Origin of the sequence: Vibrio sp. ED004 (genome assembly GCF_023206395.1) — a bacterium.
Classification (GTDB): domain Bacteria; phylum Pseudomonadota; class Gammaproteobacteria; order Enterobacterales; family Vibrionaceae; genus Vibrio.
Map to the genome: position 1 here is coordinate 3,293,852 of NZ_CP066149.1, position 16,702 is coordinate 3,310,553.

The 16,702-nt window shown below is 42.6% G+C and carries 20 protein-coding genes; 8 read left to right on the forward strand and 12 right to left on the reverse strand.

Translation table 11 applies throughout. The features are described from left to right. The first annotated feature begins 30 nt into the window (after positions 1 to 30). A complete protein-coding gene (locus ITG10_RS14785) occupies positions 31 to 654 on the forward strand; it encodes a sce7726 family protein (RefSeq protein WP_017060452.1) in 624 nt (207 codons plus the stop codon). Here the strand turns inward: ITG10_RS14785 and ITG10_RS14790 are convergent. The 3 genes from ITG10_RS14790 to ITG10_RS14800 are packed head-to-tail and all read right to left on the reverse strand — an operon-like array spanning position 599 to position 3,403. Further along, entirely contained in the window at positions 599 to 1,705 is a 1,107-nt protein-coding gene (locus ITG10_RS14790) for a beta family protein (RefSeq protein WP_017060453.1), read from the reverse strand. The two genes, ITG10_RS14785 and ITG10_RS14790, sit on opposite strands and share 56 nt — an antisense overlap. Beyond that, positions 1,702 to 2,931, reverse strand: a complete 1,230-nt coding sequence (locus ITG10_RS14795) for a helix-turn-helix domain-containing protein (RefSeq protein ID WP_248386465.1) — start codon at positions 2,929 to 2,931, stop codon at positions 1,702 to 1,704. Before ITG10_RS14795 ends, ITG10_RS14790 begins: the two co-directional genes overlap by 4 nt. A gap of 10 nt (positions 2,932 to 2,941) precedes the next feature. Further along, a complete protein-coding gene (locus ITG10_RS14800) occupies positions 2,942 to 3,403 on the reverse strand; it encodes a hypothetical protein (protein WP_017060455.1) in 462 nt (153 codons plus the stop codon). A 327-nt stretch (positions 3,404 to 3,730) separates the two neighbouring features. On the opposite strand from ITG10_RS14800, the gene ITG10_RS14805 reads away from it, so the two are divergent. Beyond that, positions 3,731 to 4,603 (forward strand): alpha/beta hydrolase, encoded by an 873-nt coding sequence (locus ITG10_RS14805; RefSeq protein WP_017632797.1) that lies wholly within the window; start codon positions 3,731 to 3,733, stop codon positions 4,601 to 4,603. Positions 4,604 to 4,983: 380 nt separating this feature from the next. On the opposite strand, the gene ITG10_RS26330 is transcribed toward ITG10_RS14805, so the two are convergent. Together ITG10_RS26330 and ITG10_RS14810 are read right to left on the reverse strand one after the other, a co-directional pair. Further along, entirely contained in the window at positions 4,984 to 5,106 is a 123-nt protein-coding gene (locus ITG10_RS26330; protein WP_258183960.1) for a hypothetical protein, read from the reverse strand. Positions 5,107 to 5,166: 60 nt separating this feature from the next. Further along, positions 5,167 to 5,424, reverse strand: coding sequence for a hypothetical protein (locus ITG10_RS14810; RefSeq protein WP_017085640.1), 258 nt, complete (start codon positions 5,422 to 5,424; stop codon positions 5,167 to 5,169). Between the two features lie 65 nt (positions 5,425 to 5,489). Between ITG10_RS14810 and ITG10_RS14815 the strand changes: the two genes are divergently transcribed. Together ITG10_RS14815 and ITG10_RS14820 are read left to right on the forward strand one after the other, a co-directional pair. Continuing rightward, positions 5,490 to 5,630 (forward strand): hypothetical protein, encoded by a 141-nt coding sequence (locus tag ITG10_RS14815; protein ID WP_017632796.1) that lies wholly within the window; start codon positions 5,490 to 5,492, stop codon positions 5,628 to 5,630. Between the two features lie 298 nt (positions 5,631 to 5,928). Then, complete coding sequence (locus ITG10_RS14820) at positions 5,929 to 6,855, forward strand: hypothetical protein (protein WP_017632795.1); 927 nt, start codon at positions 5,929 to 5,931, stop codon at positions 6,853 to 6,855. Positions 6,856 to 6,971: 116 nt separating this feature from the next. On the opposite strand, the gene ITG10_RS14825 is transcribed toward ITG10_RS14820, so the two are convergent. The 3 genes from ITG10_RS14825 to ITG10_RS14835 all read right to left on the reverse strand — a co-directional run bounded on the left by ITG10_RS14825 (position 6,972) and on the right by ITG10_RS14835 (position 10,774). Then, on the reverse strand, positions 6,972 to 7,604 hold the full coding sequence (locus ITG10_RS14825) for a glutathione S-transferase N-terminal domain-containing protein (protein WP_017632794.1): 633 nt from the start codon (positions 7,602 to 7,604) through the stop codon (positions 6,972 to 6,974). A 14-nt stretch (positions 7,605 to 7,618) separates the two neighbouring features. After that, positions 7,619 to 8,821 (reverse strand): YbfB/YjiJ family MFS transporter, encoded by a 1,203-nt coding sequence (locus ITG10_RS14830; protein ID WP_017632793.1) that lies wholly within the window; start codon positions 8,819 to 8,821, stop codon positions 7,619 to 7,621. A 444-nt stretch (positions 8,822 to 9,265) separates the two neighbouring features. Then, entirely contained in the window at positions 9,266 to 10,774 is a 1,509-nt protein-coding gene (locus ITG10_RS14835) for a DUF3360 domain-containing protein (RefSeq protein ID WP_248386466.1), read from the reverse strand. A 518-nt stretch (positions 10,775 to 11,292) separates the two neighbouring features. Between ITG10_RS14835 and ITG10_RS14840 the strand changes: the two genes are divergently transcribed. The 3 genes from ITG10_RS14840 (at position 11,293) to ITG10_RS14850 (ending at position 13,499) form a co-directional block, all read left to right on the forward strand. After that, complete coding sequence (locus ITG10_RS14840) at positions 11,293 to 11,847, forward strand: hypothetical protein (protein WP_017632792.1); 555 nt, start codon at positions 11,293 to 11,295, stop codon at positions 11,845 to 11,847. A 395-nt stretch (positions 11,848 to 12,242) separates the two neighbouring features. Continuing rightward, positions 12,243 to 13,115, forward strand: coding sequence for a patatin-like phospholipase family protein (locus tag ITG10_RS14845; protein WP_017632791.1), 873 nt, complete (start codon positions 12,243 to 12,245; stop codon positions 13,113 to 13,115). 15 nt (positions 13,116 to 13,130) lie between these two features. Then, complete coding sequence (locus ITG10_RS14850) at positions 13,131 to 13,499, forward strand: hypothetical protein (protein WP_128644433.1); 369 nt, start codon at positions 13,131 to 13,133, stop codon at positions 13,497 to 13,499. A 128-nt stretch (positions 13,500 to 13,627) separates the two neighbouring features. Here ITG10_RS14850 and folM read toward each other — a convergent pair whose 3' ends face one another. The 4 genes from folM to folK all read right to left on the reverse strand — a co-directional run bounded on the left by folM (position 13,628) and on the right by folK (position 15,990). After that, positions 13,628 to 14,344 (reverse strand): dihydromonapterin reductase, encoded by a 717-nt coding sequence (folM, locus tag ITG10_RS14855; protein WP_017632789.1) that lies wholly within the window; start codon positions 14,342 to 14,344, stop codon positions 13,628 to 13,630. Then, on the reverse strand, positions 14,341 to 14,979 hold the full coding sequence (gene folE / locus ITG10_RS14860) for a GTP cyclohydrolase I FolE (RefSeq protein WP_017632788.1): 639 nt from the start codon (positions 14,977 to 14,979) through the stop codon (positions 14,341 to 14,343). Before folE ends, folM begins: the two co-directional genes overlap by 4 nt. Before the next feature lie 10 nt (positions 14,980 to 14,989). Then, positions 14,990 to 15,367 carry a dihydroneopterin triphosphate 2'-epimerase gene (gene folX / locus ITG10_RS14865; RefSeq protein WP_017632787.1) on the reverse strand — a complete coding sequence of 126 codons (378 nt, stop codon included), beginning with the start codon at positions 15,365 to 15,367 and terminating at the stop codon, positions 14,990 to 14,992. A gap of 125 nt (positions 15,368 to 15,492) precedes the next feature. After that, a complete protein-coding gene (gene folK, locus ITG10_RS14870; RefSeq protein WP_017632786.1) occupies positions 15,493 to 15,990 on the reverse strand; it encodes a 2-amino-4-hydroxy-6-hydroxymethyldihydropteridine diphosphokinase in 498 nt (165 codons plus the stop codon). Positions 15,991 to 16,279: 289 nt separating this feature from the next. Between folK and ITG10_RS14875 the strand changes: the two genes are divergently transcribed. Next, positions 16,280 to 16,618, forward strand: a complete 339-nt coding sequence (locus tag ITG10_RS14875) for a hypothetical protein (RefSeq protein ID WP_017632859.1) — start codon at positions 16,280 to 16,282, stop codon at positions 16,616 to 16,618. The last annotated feature ends 84 nt before the right edge of the window (positions 16,619 to 16,702 follow it).

Here is a 16,702-nt window from a genome sequence, read left to right on the forward strand (position 1 = left end):
TTGGTGTAGAATAGGATATTGAAAAACTAGTTGTTTAAAAATTACTCGATTGAGATTGAAAAGATGTTTGCGACCAATGATTCTGAAATTAGAGAAGCATTTCATAAAAAAAAGTTAAAGAGCCAGCATGAAGATAACCAAACTCTTGTAATTGATGAGCTAGGGCTTATGCATGGTTCGAATCGGATTGATATTGCTGTTGTTAATGGCTGTATACATGGGTATGAAATTAAAAGCTCTAAAGACACATTAACGCGCTTTAAAGATCAACTTGATACTTATATGAAAACTTTACAGAAGTTGACTGTAATTGTTGCGCCAAACCATACAAGCGGTATTTTAGATGTAGCTCCTGATTGGGTCGGTATCATCATTGCAACTAAAGGAAGTAAAGGAGCTATACATTTTCGAACGCTTCGAAAAGCGAAAAGAAATCCTAAGGTTGAAGCTATAAAAGTTGCGCACCTTTTGTGGAAAGATGAAACTCAAGCTTTGCTTGAGGAGCTAGGAGTCTCATCTAATAACCGTCGAGCTACCAGGCTAGACCTATACAAAACTCTCGTTGAACATATCAGTACAGATCAGCTTGTAAAAAATATTAAGGTAACGTTTGAAAACCGTTCAAACTGGCGTTCTGGTGTACAACTAGTGTGAGGTGATGACTGATTGCTGCTTCTTTCCATGTACTCAGGTTACCCGTACCACACTTGCCCTGAGCGCAGTCATAGATCTTCTTATCTCCTGGAGAAAATGGTTCCCCATAAAAGTAATTTTGAGGTGAATTGACTAACTTGGAACACAAATCTTTCATTTGAGAAGTGTCATCTCTAAAAGAGCCTCCTTTATAGATAATCCACTCATCTTTGTATGAGTAAACAAGTTTCGCTGCAGGTTTCATCATTCGCATATCCAATGAGCTAAACTCTGGAGTCTCAATTGTATAATCACCAAAACCTAATCTTGGGAAATCTCTCGTGATTTTTGCATGTAACGATTTGTAAAATATCCAATCTTGTCGTTTCTGGACAGAACCTGGCTTTTTAACAAGATCTAGTTGTAGTGATGTGCCAGCCACGTATATCGACCTAAACTCATTGATCTTGGGTAGTAACCCTAAAAGGGCAGATAACATTAAAATAACATCTTCGTTTGGTTCGTAGTTTGCTCCTTTTCTGAAGTCGATAATCAAATCAGTGGAAGACGTCGGACATGTCAAAGTTGACAATAGAGTCAAAATTTTGGTGTGATTGGAAGGGTCTGCTAATTCATCTAATGAAATTCTAATACCCACACCGATACCACCAGCGAGCCAGTTTTTTTTGACTGCGTTAATATAGCTTGCGTCATAGTCCATTTGAATCACTGGAGAGAATACTCCTTTGACTGATCTAAGCTCATCGAATACAAATTCAGGGATTGTTCTACCGTCTTTAACGTGATCTAAGTGTAAGCTAGAGTCTATATCTATGAGAGATGAAGCGGTTCCCCATTTAGTTTTATATCTGTTGGCTAGCTTTTCTACATGTTCTTCCGCAGACTTCTTAAGCTTTTGTTCTTCGAAATCAAATTCAATAGGAGGGATTACAAATAGAGGATATAGGTTTTGTTTTATGCCTTGCTTAAGGCGGAGCAGGGCTTGGTACTCACCTTGTCTCCACTTTATGATGGGAAGATACTTTTTATAGGAACTTAACTCAACGCTCATTCGAATTGACCTCTTACTTTTCCGTAACCAATTAGATTATTAAATTTACTGTAGTCATTTTTTTCTTTTCTTAATCTACCTGCAATTATTGCAGGATTTACCCCTAACCTTTTTGCATCTCCCACAATCGCAGCTTCGGTCGCGATGACCCTCGATACAGACAACTTCCATGCTTCAGGAGCTATCAAGTTATTCAATGCAAATGCATCGGCTTGGTCTTCAAGAGAATTACTACTTTCGCCTACATTTTCATCAATAAATTCGGTACCTAGTTGAGAAAGGTGTAAAAAAACGTGCCCAAGTTCATGTAGAAGTACGAACCAAAAATTATCAACCCTGTCATGTCGTATTGTCATTCCGATGATAGGATTACCGCTTTCAGAGAGCATTGCAGCTCCGTCTAAATATGTGCCTTCTAAGTGAGGTTCATAAATTAGAATAACTCCTTTAGACTCAAGGAAGTCTCGAGCCAAAATTGGACCATCCTCCTGTGTGCTTAGAGAAACTAATTCGGGTATCCAAGAATCATTAAATTCAAACTGAGAGACTTGGTGTGACTTTATTAACTTCTCTGCATTAGATAAGATATTTGCTTGCCACGCTATTAAAGATATCGCGTGTGCTGATTTTCCTTTGAAACTCGTTTTACGATGTAAAGCAGGTTGTAAGCCAAAGCCAAAAGCTCCTTGAATGAACTGCTTAGCTGATTCAATAGAGTTTTCCCCTTTCTTAATCCAGCCTCGTTTTTGCATTTCTTTTACAGGTAAGGAGCTCCATTGGAAGTCGGATTCTTCACATGAATCGAAAATGATATCACCTGAATCATCTAGGACACTAAACCGGTTTAGGCCAAGGAACTGTGAGATTTTTAATATCCTAGAGAGACTAGTGCCTTTATATTGCTCAGACTCTAGGGCTTGGAGTTGTTTAGTCGGGATATTTAGGTGCTCCGCTAACTTATCTTGACTAATTCCTTTAGTAATTCTTGAACTCACAAGGTATTTGGGAAGCTTGTCGATTGTTAACTCATCAATCTCTTGGAAATGTCCATTAGTTAAGCTTCTATAATAATCTATAGCTTCATTTAGCTCAGAAATCTGATGAACGATAGAGTCTCTTTGAATATCAGCTAACCATGAAGAATCACTTTTGAGTGTTTTTAATGCTTCGATAAGTTTTTCGCGAGCTTCTTGAGATAGGCCTAGCTCTACGTCGTTAAGTATCATCGTATACCCCTTAACTTCCTAAATTTCCGTCAAGTTCTAATAAAACAATCCCCTTTTTTTCACCAGAATGCTTTTCTCTTTGAAAGAATTCGGTATAGGGTGTCTGTTGAGAGTCTGCAAAGCACTGAGCTGGGAAAAACTCTCCTTCGTACTTAGTCTTTTGAGATTGTCGGCCGTTACTGAAGTCCAAGAAAACTGTGTCTAGTTTTGCTTGGTCAACTCCGATAGCATCCCAACATGCATCGTAGTCGCCGGGGAGAGGCTTTCTCGTGACATAACTCCCGTCAATATAAACTTTAGTGCATCCAGCTTGTTTTAGAGCTTTCATAGCATCCAAAAGCCCTTCATATTGCTTTCGTCTATGGGGGTTGAATACAAAAATCTTACGAAACTCTTCAAGACCTAGTTTATGTATACCTTCCTCAAGCACAGGCCATGGTGCTAAAGGATAGTCAACAAAGCGAATAGACATTATTTGAAATGAAATTAGTTAAATATAAGCAAGGCTTATATCATAGGTTGATAGTAAAATTAAAAACATCTATTTCAATAATGAGACATGTCCACATTAAAATAATGGATATGAGTCTGCTCGTCGCTTTCGTTACTACTCATATAATCTAGTAAAAGCATTTGCATTAGTGATATTGCAGCAGCTAGTAAAGTTAACTGAAAACCAAAGTTGGTTAAAAGAGGATCAATGGACTCTTGACCTGTCTAAAGCTTCACACTTTATAGTGACTATATTGATTGAGAGGGGCGCTTTCTGTGTTCCCTCTAAAGTAAGTAGAGAGACACTATGAAACGTTTAATTCTAAACATCACACTCTTGGTATTCATGGCACTTGGTAGCATGAGTGCCATAGCTCATGATTCTATGGTTAAGTACGGTATTGCGATATCTCACGATGGTGAGCAAATTGCGTATGGCAAAAGTGGAAGTGAGGATACAGCGCTGATCTTCATTCACGGTTGGAGCTTAGACAGCAGATTGTGGCAAAACCAAGTGAGTGAGTTTTCAAAGCAGTACCAAGTGATCACCATGGACTTAGCAGGGCACGGTAACTCATCGTTCAACAGAGAAGAGTACACCATGCTTGCGTTCGCTGAAGACATCAAGGCAATCATCGACAAAGAACAACTCGAATCTGTCATCTTAGTCGGCCATTCGATGGCGGGTGGCGTTATTGCAGAAGCCGCAAAACTGATGCCGAAAAGAGTGAAGGGCATTATTGGTGTCGATACATCGCAAAACGTCGCACTAGCATTTTCACAAAGCGACTTAGATGCGATGACCAAACCGTTTGAAGCAGACTTCCAAGCGGGCATTACTATGTTCGTGAAAGGCTCGCTACCAAAAGACGTAGACGCAGATTTACTTTACTGGGTAACGCAAGACATGGCATCAGCACCGCCAACTATCGCGATAAACCAGTTCCGCCATTATCTAGGTCAATATGTAACAGGCGAAGCACATCGCGTGTATGAGAACGTGAACGTGCCAGTAATATTGGTTAACGCTCGCCTATGGCCAACCGATTCAGAAGCGAACAAGAAACACATCAAGGATTACAGCATTTACTACATTGAAGACTCAGGCCACTTCCCAATGCTAGAGCAACCAGAGCAGTTCAACGCAACGTTGATGGAAGCGGTGAAGTCAGTGAAGTAGGTGGTTGTGCATGAGAATAGACTGATAATCCCCTCCTAACCTCCCCTTGGTTTACATCTCCAATCTCTTGTTGGTAATGGGAAAGGGGAGGAACTGAATACCGATCGCTACTTGTGCTGCTATATGTTCAGCGCCAAAGAATATTCTCCCCCCTCATTCTTATATCTCAAGAGATCGGTTCACTCCATTCGAGGGGGAGCTAGAGGGGGAGGTTTTGGTCTACTCGAACCATTCACACAATATTGATGAAAGCGGCTAAGTCAGTGAGGTAGGGCGCTGTATTCATTAAACTGTTAGATAGATAAAACAAAAGCCTCGTGTGTACTAGGCCTTAGTTTTCTGAGTCAAATCGATGGAATCTGTCACTCTGATAGAGTCCATTATTTTTTGTCTTGAGATTCTTTATATTTTTTTGCAATCCACTCATGCAAATGAAGCCCCGTTTGACGCTTTAGGAATACGCTGATACCAGCCAAAATTAACAGTCCAATTATTGTGCCCATAATCATCTCCACGCTTTGTTATTTTTTAAATTCAGTTTAATCAATACGTTAGTGTTTTGATTAATCCATTGATTTCATCATTTTATCTATATTAAGCCCACCAAGATCCTCGAGGTTATTCTTAATCTCTTCATCGATTGATAGCTGGCGTTCCACTTTCTTTATTTCCTTCTCAAGAAACTTTTCAACTTCTTGAGATACGTTGAACATTAAGCCCTGTTCACGCGCTGCTTTTCTTGCTCGTTTAAGACGAACATCTAAGTCTGATGAGATTTTGATGTTCAGTGATACTTTGGATTGTTTTTTCTGTAATGACATATCGATTCTCTACTTCATCTAAAAATACTATAAACTTTTCTACCTTTTTAGAAAGAATTTTTAGGTTGGAGGATTTAGGGTCGAACAAGAAACACATCAAGGATTACCGCATTTACTACATTGAGGGTTCAGGTTACTTCCCAATGCTAGAGCAACCACAGCAGTTCAATACAACGTTGATGAAAGCGGTGCAGTCAGTGAAGTAGGGCGCTGTAGTTGTTAAAAGATGAATGTCATCGTTGATAGATAAAACTAAGGCCTCGCGATTGCGAGGCCTTTTTGTGAGTTGGAGGTTTTGCTAGATACATTCATTTTAATTTGCGAGTAATGATCGCATCGTTCACTCGTTTATGGTCCTTAAACGACGGCCTCATAGTTATATAAATGCTCTATCAACCACTCCTAGATACGTAATTAGCACCACTGTGATTAGTAAGGGCTGACCGAACCTAGGGGTGCTTTCTACTGATAATCACTTCAACTATGTGTTTAGGACGTTCTGCTATGGCTAAGAAAATAATATTCATTCATGGTCGCGCTCAAAAGCCCGATAAAGCTCCCCTTCAAGCACTCTGGTACGAGGCTATAGAACATGGCTTGCAGCGAGATTGTGGATACTCAAGTTCATTACAAGCTTTTAAAGATGTCGATAAACGGTTTGTCTATTACGGTGAACTATCGAACACATTGTTAGAGAAACCAACGGAAGACCCTGCAAGTCGACAACAAGCGCTGTCTGAACTCAAAAAGTACAAGACAAGCCAGTTCAATAAAACAACGTATAACAAGGTATCTAAAATTGGTTTTCTAAAAGAGGCGTTAGCAGATACCTTTTCATCGCTATTTGGAAAGCTGGGTGTGGCTGAGACACTTATAACGAAGGTCGCGCCGGATATGGCGCATTATTGGTATGAAGATACCTATTTTGGCAGCGATGTTAGGCATCGGCTAATGGTTGAACTGAAGGAAGCGCTTGATAATCAGGATGACGTGATGATTGTATCGCATAGCCTTGGGTCGATGATCAGTTATGACGTGTTGTGGAAGTTGTTTCATTACGGAGAGTATAGACACGACTATGGTGCGGACAAGAAGGTTAACTTATGGCTGACGCTCGGGTCACCGTTAGGAGATGAAAACGTAAAAGACAGGCTTAAAGGGAGCCGCTTGAAAGATGAGAAGAAGTACCCGTTAAACATTCAGCAATGGATAAACATATCGGCAGAAGATGACTTTATCTCTCATGACAGCAAAATTAGAAATGACTTTAAAGGTATGCTTAAACTGGATCTGATACCCGGCGGAATGAAAGACATCCACCCGATCTACAACCTCAATATTCGCAACGGAGAAAGCAATCCACATGCTTCCATCGGCTATCTCATTAACCCTAAATTCATCACAGTACTGGATGAATGGCTCTCTAGTTGATTTGGTTTACCATTGCCGATTGCTTCGCTGTTCGTTCGTTGAAACATAGATAAAACTAAGGCCTCGCGTGTGCGAGGCCTTGCTAGACTCATTCAACACAACACTGATCAAAGTGATTAAGAATTTTTGTATTCGCAATAGCTAAGTTTTTTTGAAAGCGACTCTAGGCTAAGTTTTGCCAATGTGTCTTTAAAAGGCGAATTATGTAAGGCAGTAGTGAGGATGTCGCGCTCTTCTGCTGAAAGCAAATTAGCATGCCTGAATAATACGTAATCTAATGCTATGTGCAGGTACAATGTTGAGAAGTCAGCTTGAAGCAAATCATGATTGTTATTCAACTGCCCGATAAGTGCCTTAACGCTTCTTTGAATACCTTCCTTTCCTCTAATCGTTAGCACGTTTTGCTCAGCTTCGAAGCGGCTCAGTGCTGCGCAGCGAAATGCCACTTCCATTAGCGTTTTACTCAGTCCCAATAACGACATGCGTTGAGTGTCGCTAGCCTTGGTCGCTGTCAGTTTTTCAGTTGGGTAAGCTTGCATGAGAAACTCGCAGATCGTTAAGCTCTCGGTGAGTGCAACCTCATCACTGGTTTCTAGAACCGGAATGGTACTGAATGGATTGATTGTGACCAATGTGTTGGGCGTTTGCCATGGGTCGATCCATTCAAGAACTATTGGAGCATCACACAGATAGGCCGTGGCTAACACTGCTCTGGAGAATGGGGAGGTGTCGTTTAAATACAGTTTCATGAGCGATTCCTTTGCTAAGAATTTATTTGAGCAGTGTTTAAAGTCTGTTGTTTGGTTGATGTAAACGTAATGCAGAGTACCGACAAAATGAGTGCACTCGCGCTGATCATAAATAAGAGGTTATAACTGGTGAGTTGCGGGGCGTAATGAGCCATAACAAAGCCGACTATTCCTTGCGATATCGCAAAAGCCATTGTCATTGCTCCCCAAGATTTCGTATGGAGCTGTGTCCCAACGATCTCTAAGGTATAAGTTGAGACCAGTGTTACGGTGCCAGGAGTAAACATACCGACCAACAGAGATGAAGCAAAAAGTGCTATTTCGCTGGTGCTTAATAGCGGAAGAGCAACCCCCACAGCTTTACAAATAAACGCCGCTAATAGTGCTTTTTTAAGTCCAAATTTATCACCTAGTATCCCGGTTACTATTGGCCCAATCGCTGCTCCTATGCCAAAGACAGCCCAATAAAAACCACCACTCGCAAAACTCATTTTCAGCTCTCGAACAATATAGTCGACCCAGAAAAGAGTATGAGGTAAATAGCCAATAGCGTTGAAGGTATAGGCTAAAAGTACACAGCTAACACTGATACGCTCATTCTTAGATAAGGCATTAAACGTCGATGGACTTTTATCGCAATGGTTTGGCTTAACCTCAAGAGACCATGTGTTCCACGTCAGGACGGTTGCGAGGAAAGCGATCGCTCCCATACCTAACCATGCACTTTCAACACTTTGGTAGATTAGCAAAGGTATGATGGTTCCTGAAATCATGGCGCCGAGGCCAATGCCTGAAAACACGACGCCACTGATCCTTGCTTTCATCTCTTGAGGGTGAAGGCTGGTGATCACGGGTGGTGCGAGTACCATAAGTACGGCTCCCGCTACGCCCGCAATGGTTCTAAGCGTTAAAAACCATTCAAAGGGGGCAGACTTTAAAGCACAACCAAGATAACTAAAGCTACTTAACAACAGAGAGGCGCGTATGAGTGTGCCTGTTGAATAATACCTCTGTAAAAAGCTCGAAGCAGGAGCCCCGAAGATATAGCCAATCAGCGTCGCAGCGCCAAGTATGGAAGCATCTTCGCTTGAGAACCACCCACTTTGAATGAGCACTGGCATTAAAGCTATATAAGCAAATCGCCCAATGCCGTTCCCAACTAATGTTGCTGCGAGCCCTGCGAAGGTGTTGCGGTTCAATAGTTTTACGTGCTGCATGTCACGTACCCTTAATATGTATCTGTAACATTACGCTAACATTTAAACTTGAACTATCTAAGCTGAGTTTCTGCTCTAATGTTTAAGGTTTGATGACAACTTACATTTTTTGTAAGTGTCAGATTGGTCATTTACATCTCTAATTTCTAGCTGGTATAGGTAAAAGCTAATGGGAGAAGGGGGGAGTGACTGAATATCGATCGTTACAACTATAGCTATATGTTCAATGGCAAAGAATGCGCTCCCCCTCGAACGTTGATCTAAAGAGATCTTGAGAGACTTTGATGCTAGATCCGTTCAACGCAATGTTGATGAAAGCTTTGAAGTCAGTGCAGTAAGGCGTTGCCGTTGATAAAGATTAGCTGTAACCGTTCGATAGATAAAACAAGGCCTCGCGATTGCGAGGCCTTTTTGTGTTCCACTAAAACTAAATATTAATTGAGGTTAACGAAAGCTTGGGATAATCGCTGGAATCCCCGGTAGAAGGCCAACCAACGCCATTACGCCACTTAGTACAATAAACATGATGCCAGGTAACACCCAACGGCTCATTTTACTCAGTTCACCGCTGCGTTCTTTACAACCGACTAAGCCTAAGTTGTCTAACAGCATAGTGAGAGCCCAACCAAATGCAGGGTTAACGAGCGCTGAAGAAAACACAACAATTGCTGCTGATTGGGTGGTTTTTCCTTCACGTGTCATTTCCATTCCAGCTTCTAGCAATGGCACAAATACCCCAACAATCAGCGCGACACAAAGTACAGGTTGCCAAATAGCTAAATCCATCGGGTAACCCCAAACTGCGGCGATGATACAGAACAGAGCCGTGAGCAAAGCACCAGCAGGAATAGGGCGTTTAGCAATCGCCGCCGGTACGATATAAGTACCCCATGAAGACGTAAAGTTAGTACCGCCAAGCAGAGAACCGAACGTTTGACGAATTGATGCCGTGGTCATGGTGTCGTCGATGTTCATGTGTACTTTTTCGGTACGCTCTGGGTAGCTGATCTTTTGGAATACTTGATGTCCTAAGAAATCTGGTGACCACATAGCCACAGCTAAAATAGCAAACGGCAATACCACCATGAAGTGTTCAATCGTCGGTAGGCCTAGCATCCAACCTGTATTTTCTCCCCACCAATACATAGGGTTCATGTTAGGCAAACCTGGCTCTGTGTGGAAAGCAAATGGCGCTCCCATGGCAAATGCAATCGTACCACCCAGTAAGCAACTAAGAGGCACAGCTAACCAGCGCTTACGGAAGTGTTCCAATAGCGCGTACAAGATAATGGTGCAAAAGATCACGACAAACGCGATGTGGCTCATGCCGATTCCCTCAGCCCAAGCGAATAGTTTTTTCACTTGAGAAGCGGTGCCAACAAAGCCAAGGTAAAGCAATAAGCCGCCACACACGCCTTTACTGGTGAGGTTGGCCAACATGCTGCCCCCTTTACTGATGGCTAAGATGAGGCCAAAAGCGCCAATCAACAAGCCAAAGGCCATAGGGTGTCCGCCTGCTGCAACCACAATTGGAATTAAAGGGATGAGTGGGCCGTGTGTACCTGCGAGGTTCGCGGTCGGCAATAGGAAGCCAGAGAAAATAATAATGAAAACTGAGGCGATGAGGAGTTCATAACGAACGTTTTCTAGAATGAAGTCTTCATTTAATCCGAGAGCTCCCGCAAAGGTAGCAGCAATCGCGCCCACCATCACAACTTTACCAATGGTCGCTGCCATCGCTGGGATGGTGTCTTCTATCTCGAATCGATAATCTTTAAACGGTAAATTTGGACGCCAGCGTTTAGGCGCCATGATTTGTAATTCATGCTCTAAATATTGTTCGCGGGAATCAAATTCCGATCTTGGTTTGTGTTGTTGTTCATAACTGAGTTCATCCTCATTGGCTTGAGGCTTATCTGCTTGTATATGTACGGACTCTAAAGTACTGCTCATGTTGATTCCTTTCGTTCACACTCTGAGGTGTGTTATTCCAACAAACGTTGTTGACTCATGCAGATATGCAAACAATGCGTCAACTTATTATTAAAAACTCATTAACACTTACTTGTTAGTACCTTATACCAAACCAAAAAAAACAAATAGACTCAGTCGGTTAGACATTAGTCGTAGAGCCAGCCGACGAGCTTTATTGGTAATAAACGAATATCTAACAAGAAATGCTTGGTGCTAAAGCGCCGGATAACGTCAATCGACGAGTGCTTTCTGGCGTTTTGAAGGGTATTTTGATGGTGAAACTACCTTCAACGTTGTTCAGTCGTCTGAGATCAAGGTATACGCTCGAAGACAATTTTTACTCCCCCAAAATGAAGATGTTCACCAACTGCTTTAAGCCGTTTCAAGCTTAACTTTAAATCCTTCTGGAAGTAACGTTTCCGATTTAAACTTATTGATAATAATTCTCATTACGTTATGTTGTGGTCTCAAACATACTCATTGTTTTGGAGACCAACATGGAACACTCGGATATTACTCAACTGCTTATTCCAAAGAGTGATTGGGCATCGCCTGATCTCTTTCTCTATGAAGGCGAAGACAAACTTCGACTCAGCTTAGAGGGAGCAATTCAATACAGTGGGTTGAACAGCATTGGCGGCGTGGTGCTCGGCTTTAGGATTATCCAGTACGCGGTTAAATTGGCGGCGGGTGATCAGTCTTTGCAACGTGATGGCATTAGTATTTATACCGCTTTCCCTGGGCGTGGCGCTCAAGATGTCTTTGAATACACATGCCGTGCATTACGTGATAAACGCTATTGCTGTGATAGCACATTACACCATCCAGCCGCGCAAACTGGGCAGCGTGGTCAGTTCCTATTTACGATTCGCTTGAACGAACAATCTATGGTGATGACGCCAGCAAACGGACTACCAAGACAAAGCTATTTTGAAGCCGACCGACATTCGCAAGACAGCAGAGAAGCGGCATTGAAATGGCGAGATGAGAAGATCAACTTCGCCAACACACTCTTGAGTTTGTCGCCAGAAGAGTGCTTACGTGTGCTCTAATTCCCTGTTCTCATGAACAGAATGAGCACAGAAACAGAATTAACAACAGGAGGTCGCTCGCTTTTAAGTGAGCGACCTTTTTTGTATCAAGCGTTCGTGGAAACCAGATTCCTAGTCGCGCTTAGGCTTGCTGGAATGACGCGCTTTTGTTTTTTGGGATTAGAGATTAGAGATTAGAGCTTAGAGCTTAGAGCTTCGGGTTTTTGGTGTTGGGGGAGCTAGCCTAGGGTATTTATATCTTTCACCCATGATCTTAGACCGTCTCAATTTCATTCGCTGAAACACTCAGATGTACATATGGGACAGTTTTCAAAGCATTACGCTGCTTACGGTGACACGAAGTGATATGATTTTGCTGAAGAACTAAAGAACTAACGATTTAAAGGATGAGTACGATGGCAAAAACGATCTCATTGGTACTGGGTAGTGGTGGCGCAAGAGGCTTGGTTCATGTTGGAATCATCCGTTGGCTGATTGAGCATGGTTATGAGATAAAATCCATCTCTGGTTGTTCAATTGGTGCACTTATTGGCGGTGTCTACGCTGCGGGTAAGTTGGATGAATTTGAAGAGTGGGTTACCAGTATCGACCAATCGGATATGGCGATGATGTTGGACTTTTCATGGCAATCGAGTGGGATCTTCAAAGGCGATAAAATCATCGACACACTGCGTGGGTTGATCGGCGAGACTTCAATTGAGGATTTGCCTATCCCATATACCGCAGTTGCCGCCAACGTCGCCGATGAAAAAGAGGTTTGGCTACAAACAGGCTCTCTGTTTGATGCCATTCGCGCTTCTATCTCTTTGCCATTGTTCTTTACACCTCATGTCATTAATGGCGAAGAACTGATTGATGGCGGGGTACTCAACCCTGTGCCGATTGCGCCTACCTTTGGTGACAAGACAGACTTTACTCTGGCTGTGAACTTAGGGGGTGAACCTGAAATACTTCAACAGGAAGTGATACCGGTTTCTCTACCAACGAAAGAGAGTAACCTGCATGAGAAGGTGGTTCATTTTATCGATAATCTCGGTAGCAGTGTAAAAAGCAAAATGAGCTTCAATTTTGCTGCCTACGACATTGCCAACCAAGCGTTTGATGCAATGCAATCGACCATTGCTCGTCAAAAACTGGCCGCATATCCTGCCGATATTACGCTTGAGCTTCCACGCAATGCCTGTGGCACCTTAGAGTTTGATCGTTCTCAAGAGATGATAGACAGAGGCTACCATTTGGCACAGGCTAAACTGGGCAACCGCCTTTAATGTATTTGCTGCTGAATGAGAGTATGTATGGAAACTGAACTAAAACTACTTGAACTCAAAGAATTGGTCACAAACAAAGATGTTATCGTGCTCACCAGCTCAGAAGTGGCTACCGTGTCTTGGCTGATAAATGGTTATCAAGAGAACGCCGATATCCAGATTATCGAGAACGCACACAAGTTAGATACAGAAGCTATTTTGGCGCAATGCCGAAGTAGCCTAAGTGAAAGTAAAAAGGTCATACTTACTGCGCAGTTTCGCAGCCAGCTACCTATCATCAATATCGCTTCACTGTGTAATGAGAAGCGCAAATCATTGATCAATATTGAGTTGCTAGGATGGGATGAAGAAAATCGCCTTCCTTACTCTTTTAGTAGTTTCTAGGTTATAGCAGTTTCTAGGTTATAGCAGTTTCTAGGTCATAAGAGTTTCTAGCTTATAGCGGTTTCTTGGTAACAGCAGTCTCTAGTCTTTTGTGTTTCTATGTTGAGTAAGCCCACAATACATGGGCTTTACTTCAAATGCCTGCCGCCATCAAGGTGTAAAGTTCTTCCTGTCATGTAGTAACTGGCCAACACAAACTTGATGCCATCTATTATTTCCTCAAAGCCAGCTTCTGTGGGGATCAGAGCTTTTTGCAATGCTTTGGTTTTATATGCCTCATCGTCATGATCATTGAACTTAATCATGGCTGGGGAGATGGTATTTACTTTCACTTTGGGAGCCAACATTGCTGAGAACGACAGAGTCAGGTTGTTTAGCGCAGCTTTACTGGCGGCGTAAGCGATGTGTTTTTTACTGCCTTTTTCCGCAACGTAATCACTGATGTGGATGATGTCTGAAGTTTGATCGCCAGACATCAGTTGATCTTTGAGTGTTAAGTTGACTAGATAAGGCACAGTAGCGTGGATCGTCATCATCTGGTGCATGATGTGTGAGGCATTTTCGCTTGGATTATTCTTGTTCTCAGGCTTCCAGTCCGAAGCGTTGTGTATTATGGCTCGGAGTGTCTTATATTCTTGGCCGACATAATGAAGAAATTCTTCTAGGCTGCTTTGTTGATAAAAGTCGATCTGTTGCAAGTCGGCGCCACTGTCGCGCAACAGTTGCAGTTGAGGATAGTCGCTGCGGTAGGTGCCAACCACGTTGTATCCATCCGCTAAAAGTTGCTGCGCCAGTGCAAAGCCGAGTCGCTTTCCAACGCCAGTTATCAGTATCGTTCCACTCATCGTAAAAACTCAGCTCTAGTTTGAGGGTTAGTTTTGAAAATACCACCGAGTGCGGTTGTTGAGGTTTCAGAGTTTGCATCCATGACGCCTCTGGATTTAACGCAGTAGTGGGTTGCTTTAATCGTCACGGCTACGTTTTCGGTTTCAACAAGAGTTTGAATCGCAACTAAGATTTGCTGAGTAAGGCGTTCTTGTACTTGAGGGCGCTGAGCAAAGAATCGAACAATGCGGTTTATTTTAGACAGCCCAAGAATCTTGTTTTCAGGGATGTAGGCTACTTCCGCTAAACCATCGATGGTGATGAAGTGATGTTCGCACGTCGATGTTAAGTCGATATCCGATACCTTAACCATTTCATCAACGGACATTTTGTTGTCGATAACGCTGATCTTTGGGAAGTTGTTGTAATCGAGCCCTGAAAAGATCTCGTGTACGTACATCTTCGCAATGCGGTGAGGGGTTTCAGCAAGACTGTCATCAGTTAAATCCAATCCAAGCGTACTGACCACTTCGGTTAAGAGTCCTTTGATGCGGTTGTACTTTTGGTCGGGGGTCATTTCGCTCGCTGTCATTGGGGTTTCAAGTCCTTTTGCGAGCAAAGCTTCTCTTACTTTTTCGGCTTCTGTATTCAGCATGACTCTCTCCTTATGAATTCTTGTCGTTGTCTGCTTCATAGCTTAGGGTGAGCGAAACAGAGTCGGCAAAACGTAGCGCATGAGGCTTGTCGATTCTAACTTGAGCGTATTTCACCCATGGATGATCGATACAGATACCGAGTACATCGCTGGTCAATTTTTCCAAAAGCAGAAATCTTCCTGATTCAACGTGTTGAATGATCTTCTTGCAGATGTTTTTGTAGTTGAGCGCGTTGTCTACATCATCAGAGAGACAAAGGTTGTTGGCGGGATAGTGGATTTCTGCATTGATAACGATGTCTTGTTGCTTAGACTTTTCTTCTTCGTTGAAACCGATGAAGGTTCTTAGTCTCAGGTTTGTGATGGTGATAATGGCGTTGTGATTCATAACAGTGTCCATTCCTTAGAAAGTGAAGTCAGTTACGTGCTTGTTTTAAGAAAAGATCAGTAAAGTTCAGGTGATTAAGAGTTCAGTCGTTCTTGTTGCTGCCGTTTTTTTCAGTCATGTACGGGCTAAGTGAGGCTAAGCTCGAAAGGGATGGGTTCGGTTTTCTGGCTCAACTGATCGAAGTTTTCCCAGAGCTGATGAAACGAAATGTCTAGAGTGGGGTGGCGTTCTTGCGCGGCGATATCAACTAATGGCCTAAGCACAAATGCGTATTCGGTGATTTCGTCTCTCGGCAGCTCTACACCATCGATAATGCCCACTTGATTGCCATAAAGAAGGATGTCGATGTCCATCGTACGTGAAGCGTAGGCTTTGGTTTGGCGCTTGCGATCGTTCTCTGCTTCGATTTGATGCAGAACTTCAACCAGTTCGGCGATAGGGAGGTCACATTCGAACCCAACGACTAGGTTGAGGAAGTTATCTCCTTCAAACCCAACAGGCTCGCAATCGTAGAAATTAGAAATGTGCAGGGGTGCAAAGCGTTCATTCAATGCTTTGAGAGATTCTGTGACGTGATGTTCGCGGTTAATGTTGCTTCCGATGCTGACATAGACGTTAGCCATAGTATTTCCTTTTTGTTTAAGGAACCTATACGTCCAACTCGCGATGAAGATCAGCTATGCATCCTCTTAAAGGCAGGAAGATAAAAGAAAATACAGTTCGGTCGTAAATCTTGTCTGTCTTTGAGCCTTCAAAGTGATACTTGCCAGCTAGAAAGTACCACGAGTAAAAATTCAGCCTGTGAAGGTTCTGGATTACCGTCTTTAGAAACTCAATTTCTACAACGTTCCATCTTTGATAGTGATAGAATCCCCGCATCAGAATTATCGAGAATCTAGGTATTTATAAACAATGTTTATCCATCACGTTAACGGCATCGACTGGCTGGTGATTACTGCTTTTGAAGAACTAAAACCGATGTTTATCGAAGATGCTGGTCCAATTCCATCTTACTTCTCGACCGCCAGTGAATTGAGCCTGATCGATCAAGCCAAGCGCAGCTATGGTTTTTTGCCGACACTCCGCGGTGTGGTCACAGACACCGGCACGTATCAAAGTAAAGATCTTGAAGAAGATTTGAACCCACAGCTTGCGTGTATCGTTGAAGGGCGAGGTCGGGTGTTTATCTATCATGGCGACTACGTGGCTTTCGTGGATGACGAGCAAACCTTCATTACTCGAATGGACTGAACATAATTCAGTATTTTTAGATCGGTGAATTGGTAGCTTAGTTAATTGGCTAATAGGTTAATTAGCTATGGATAAACCGCTCTG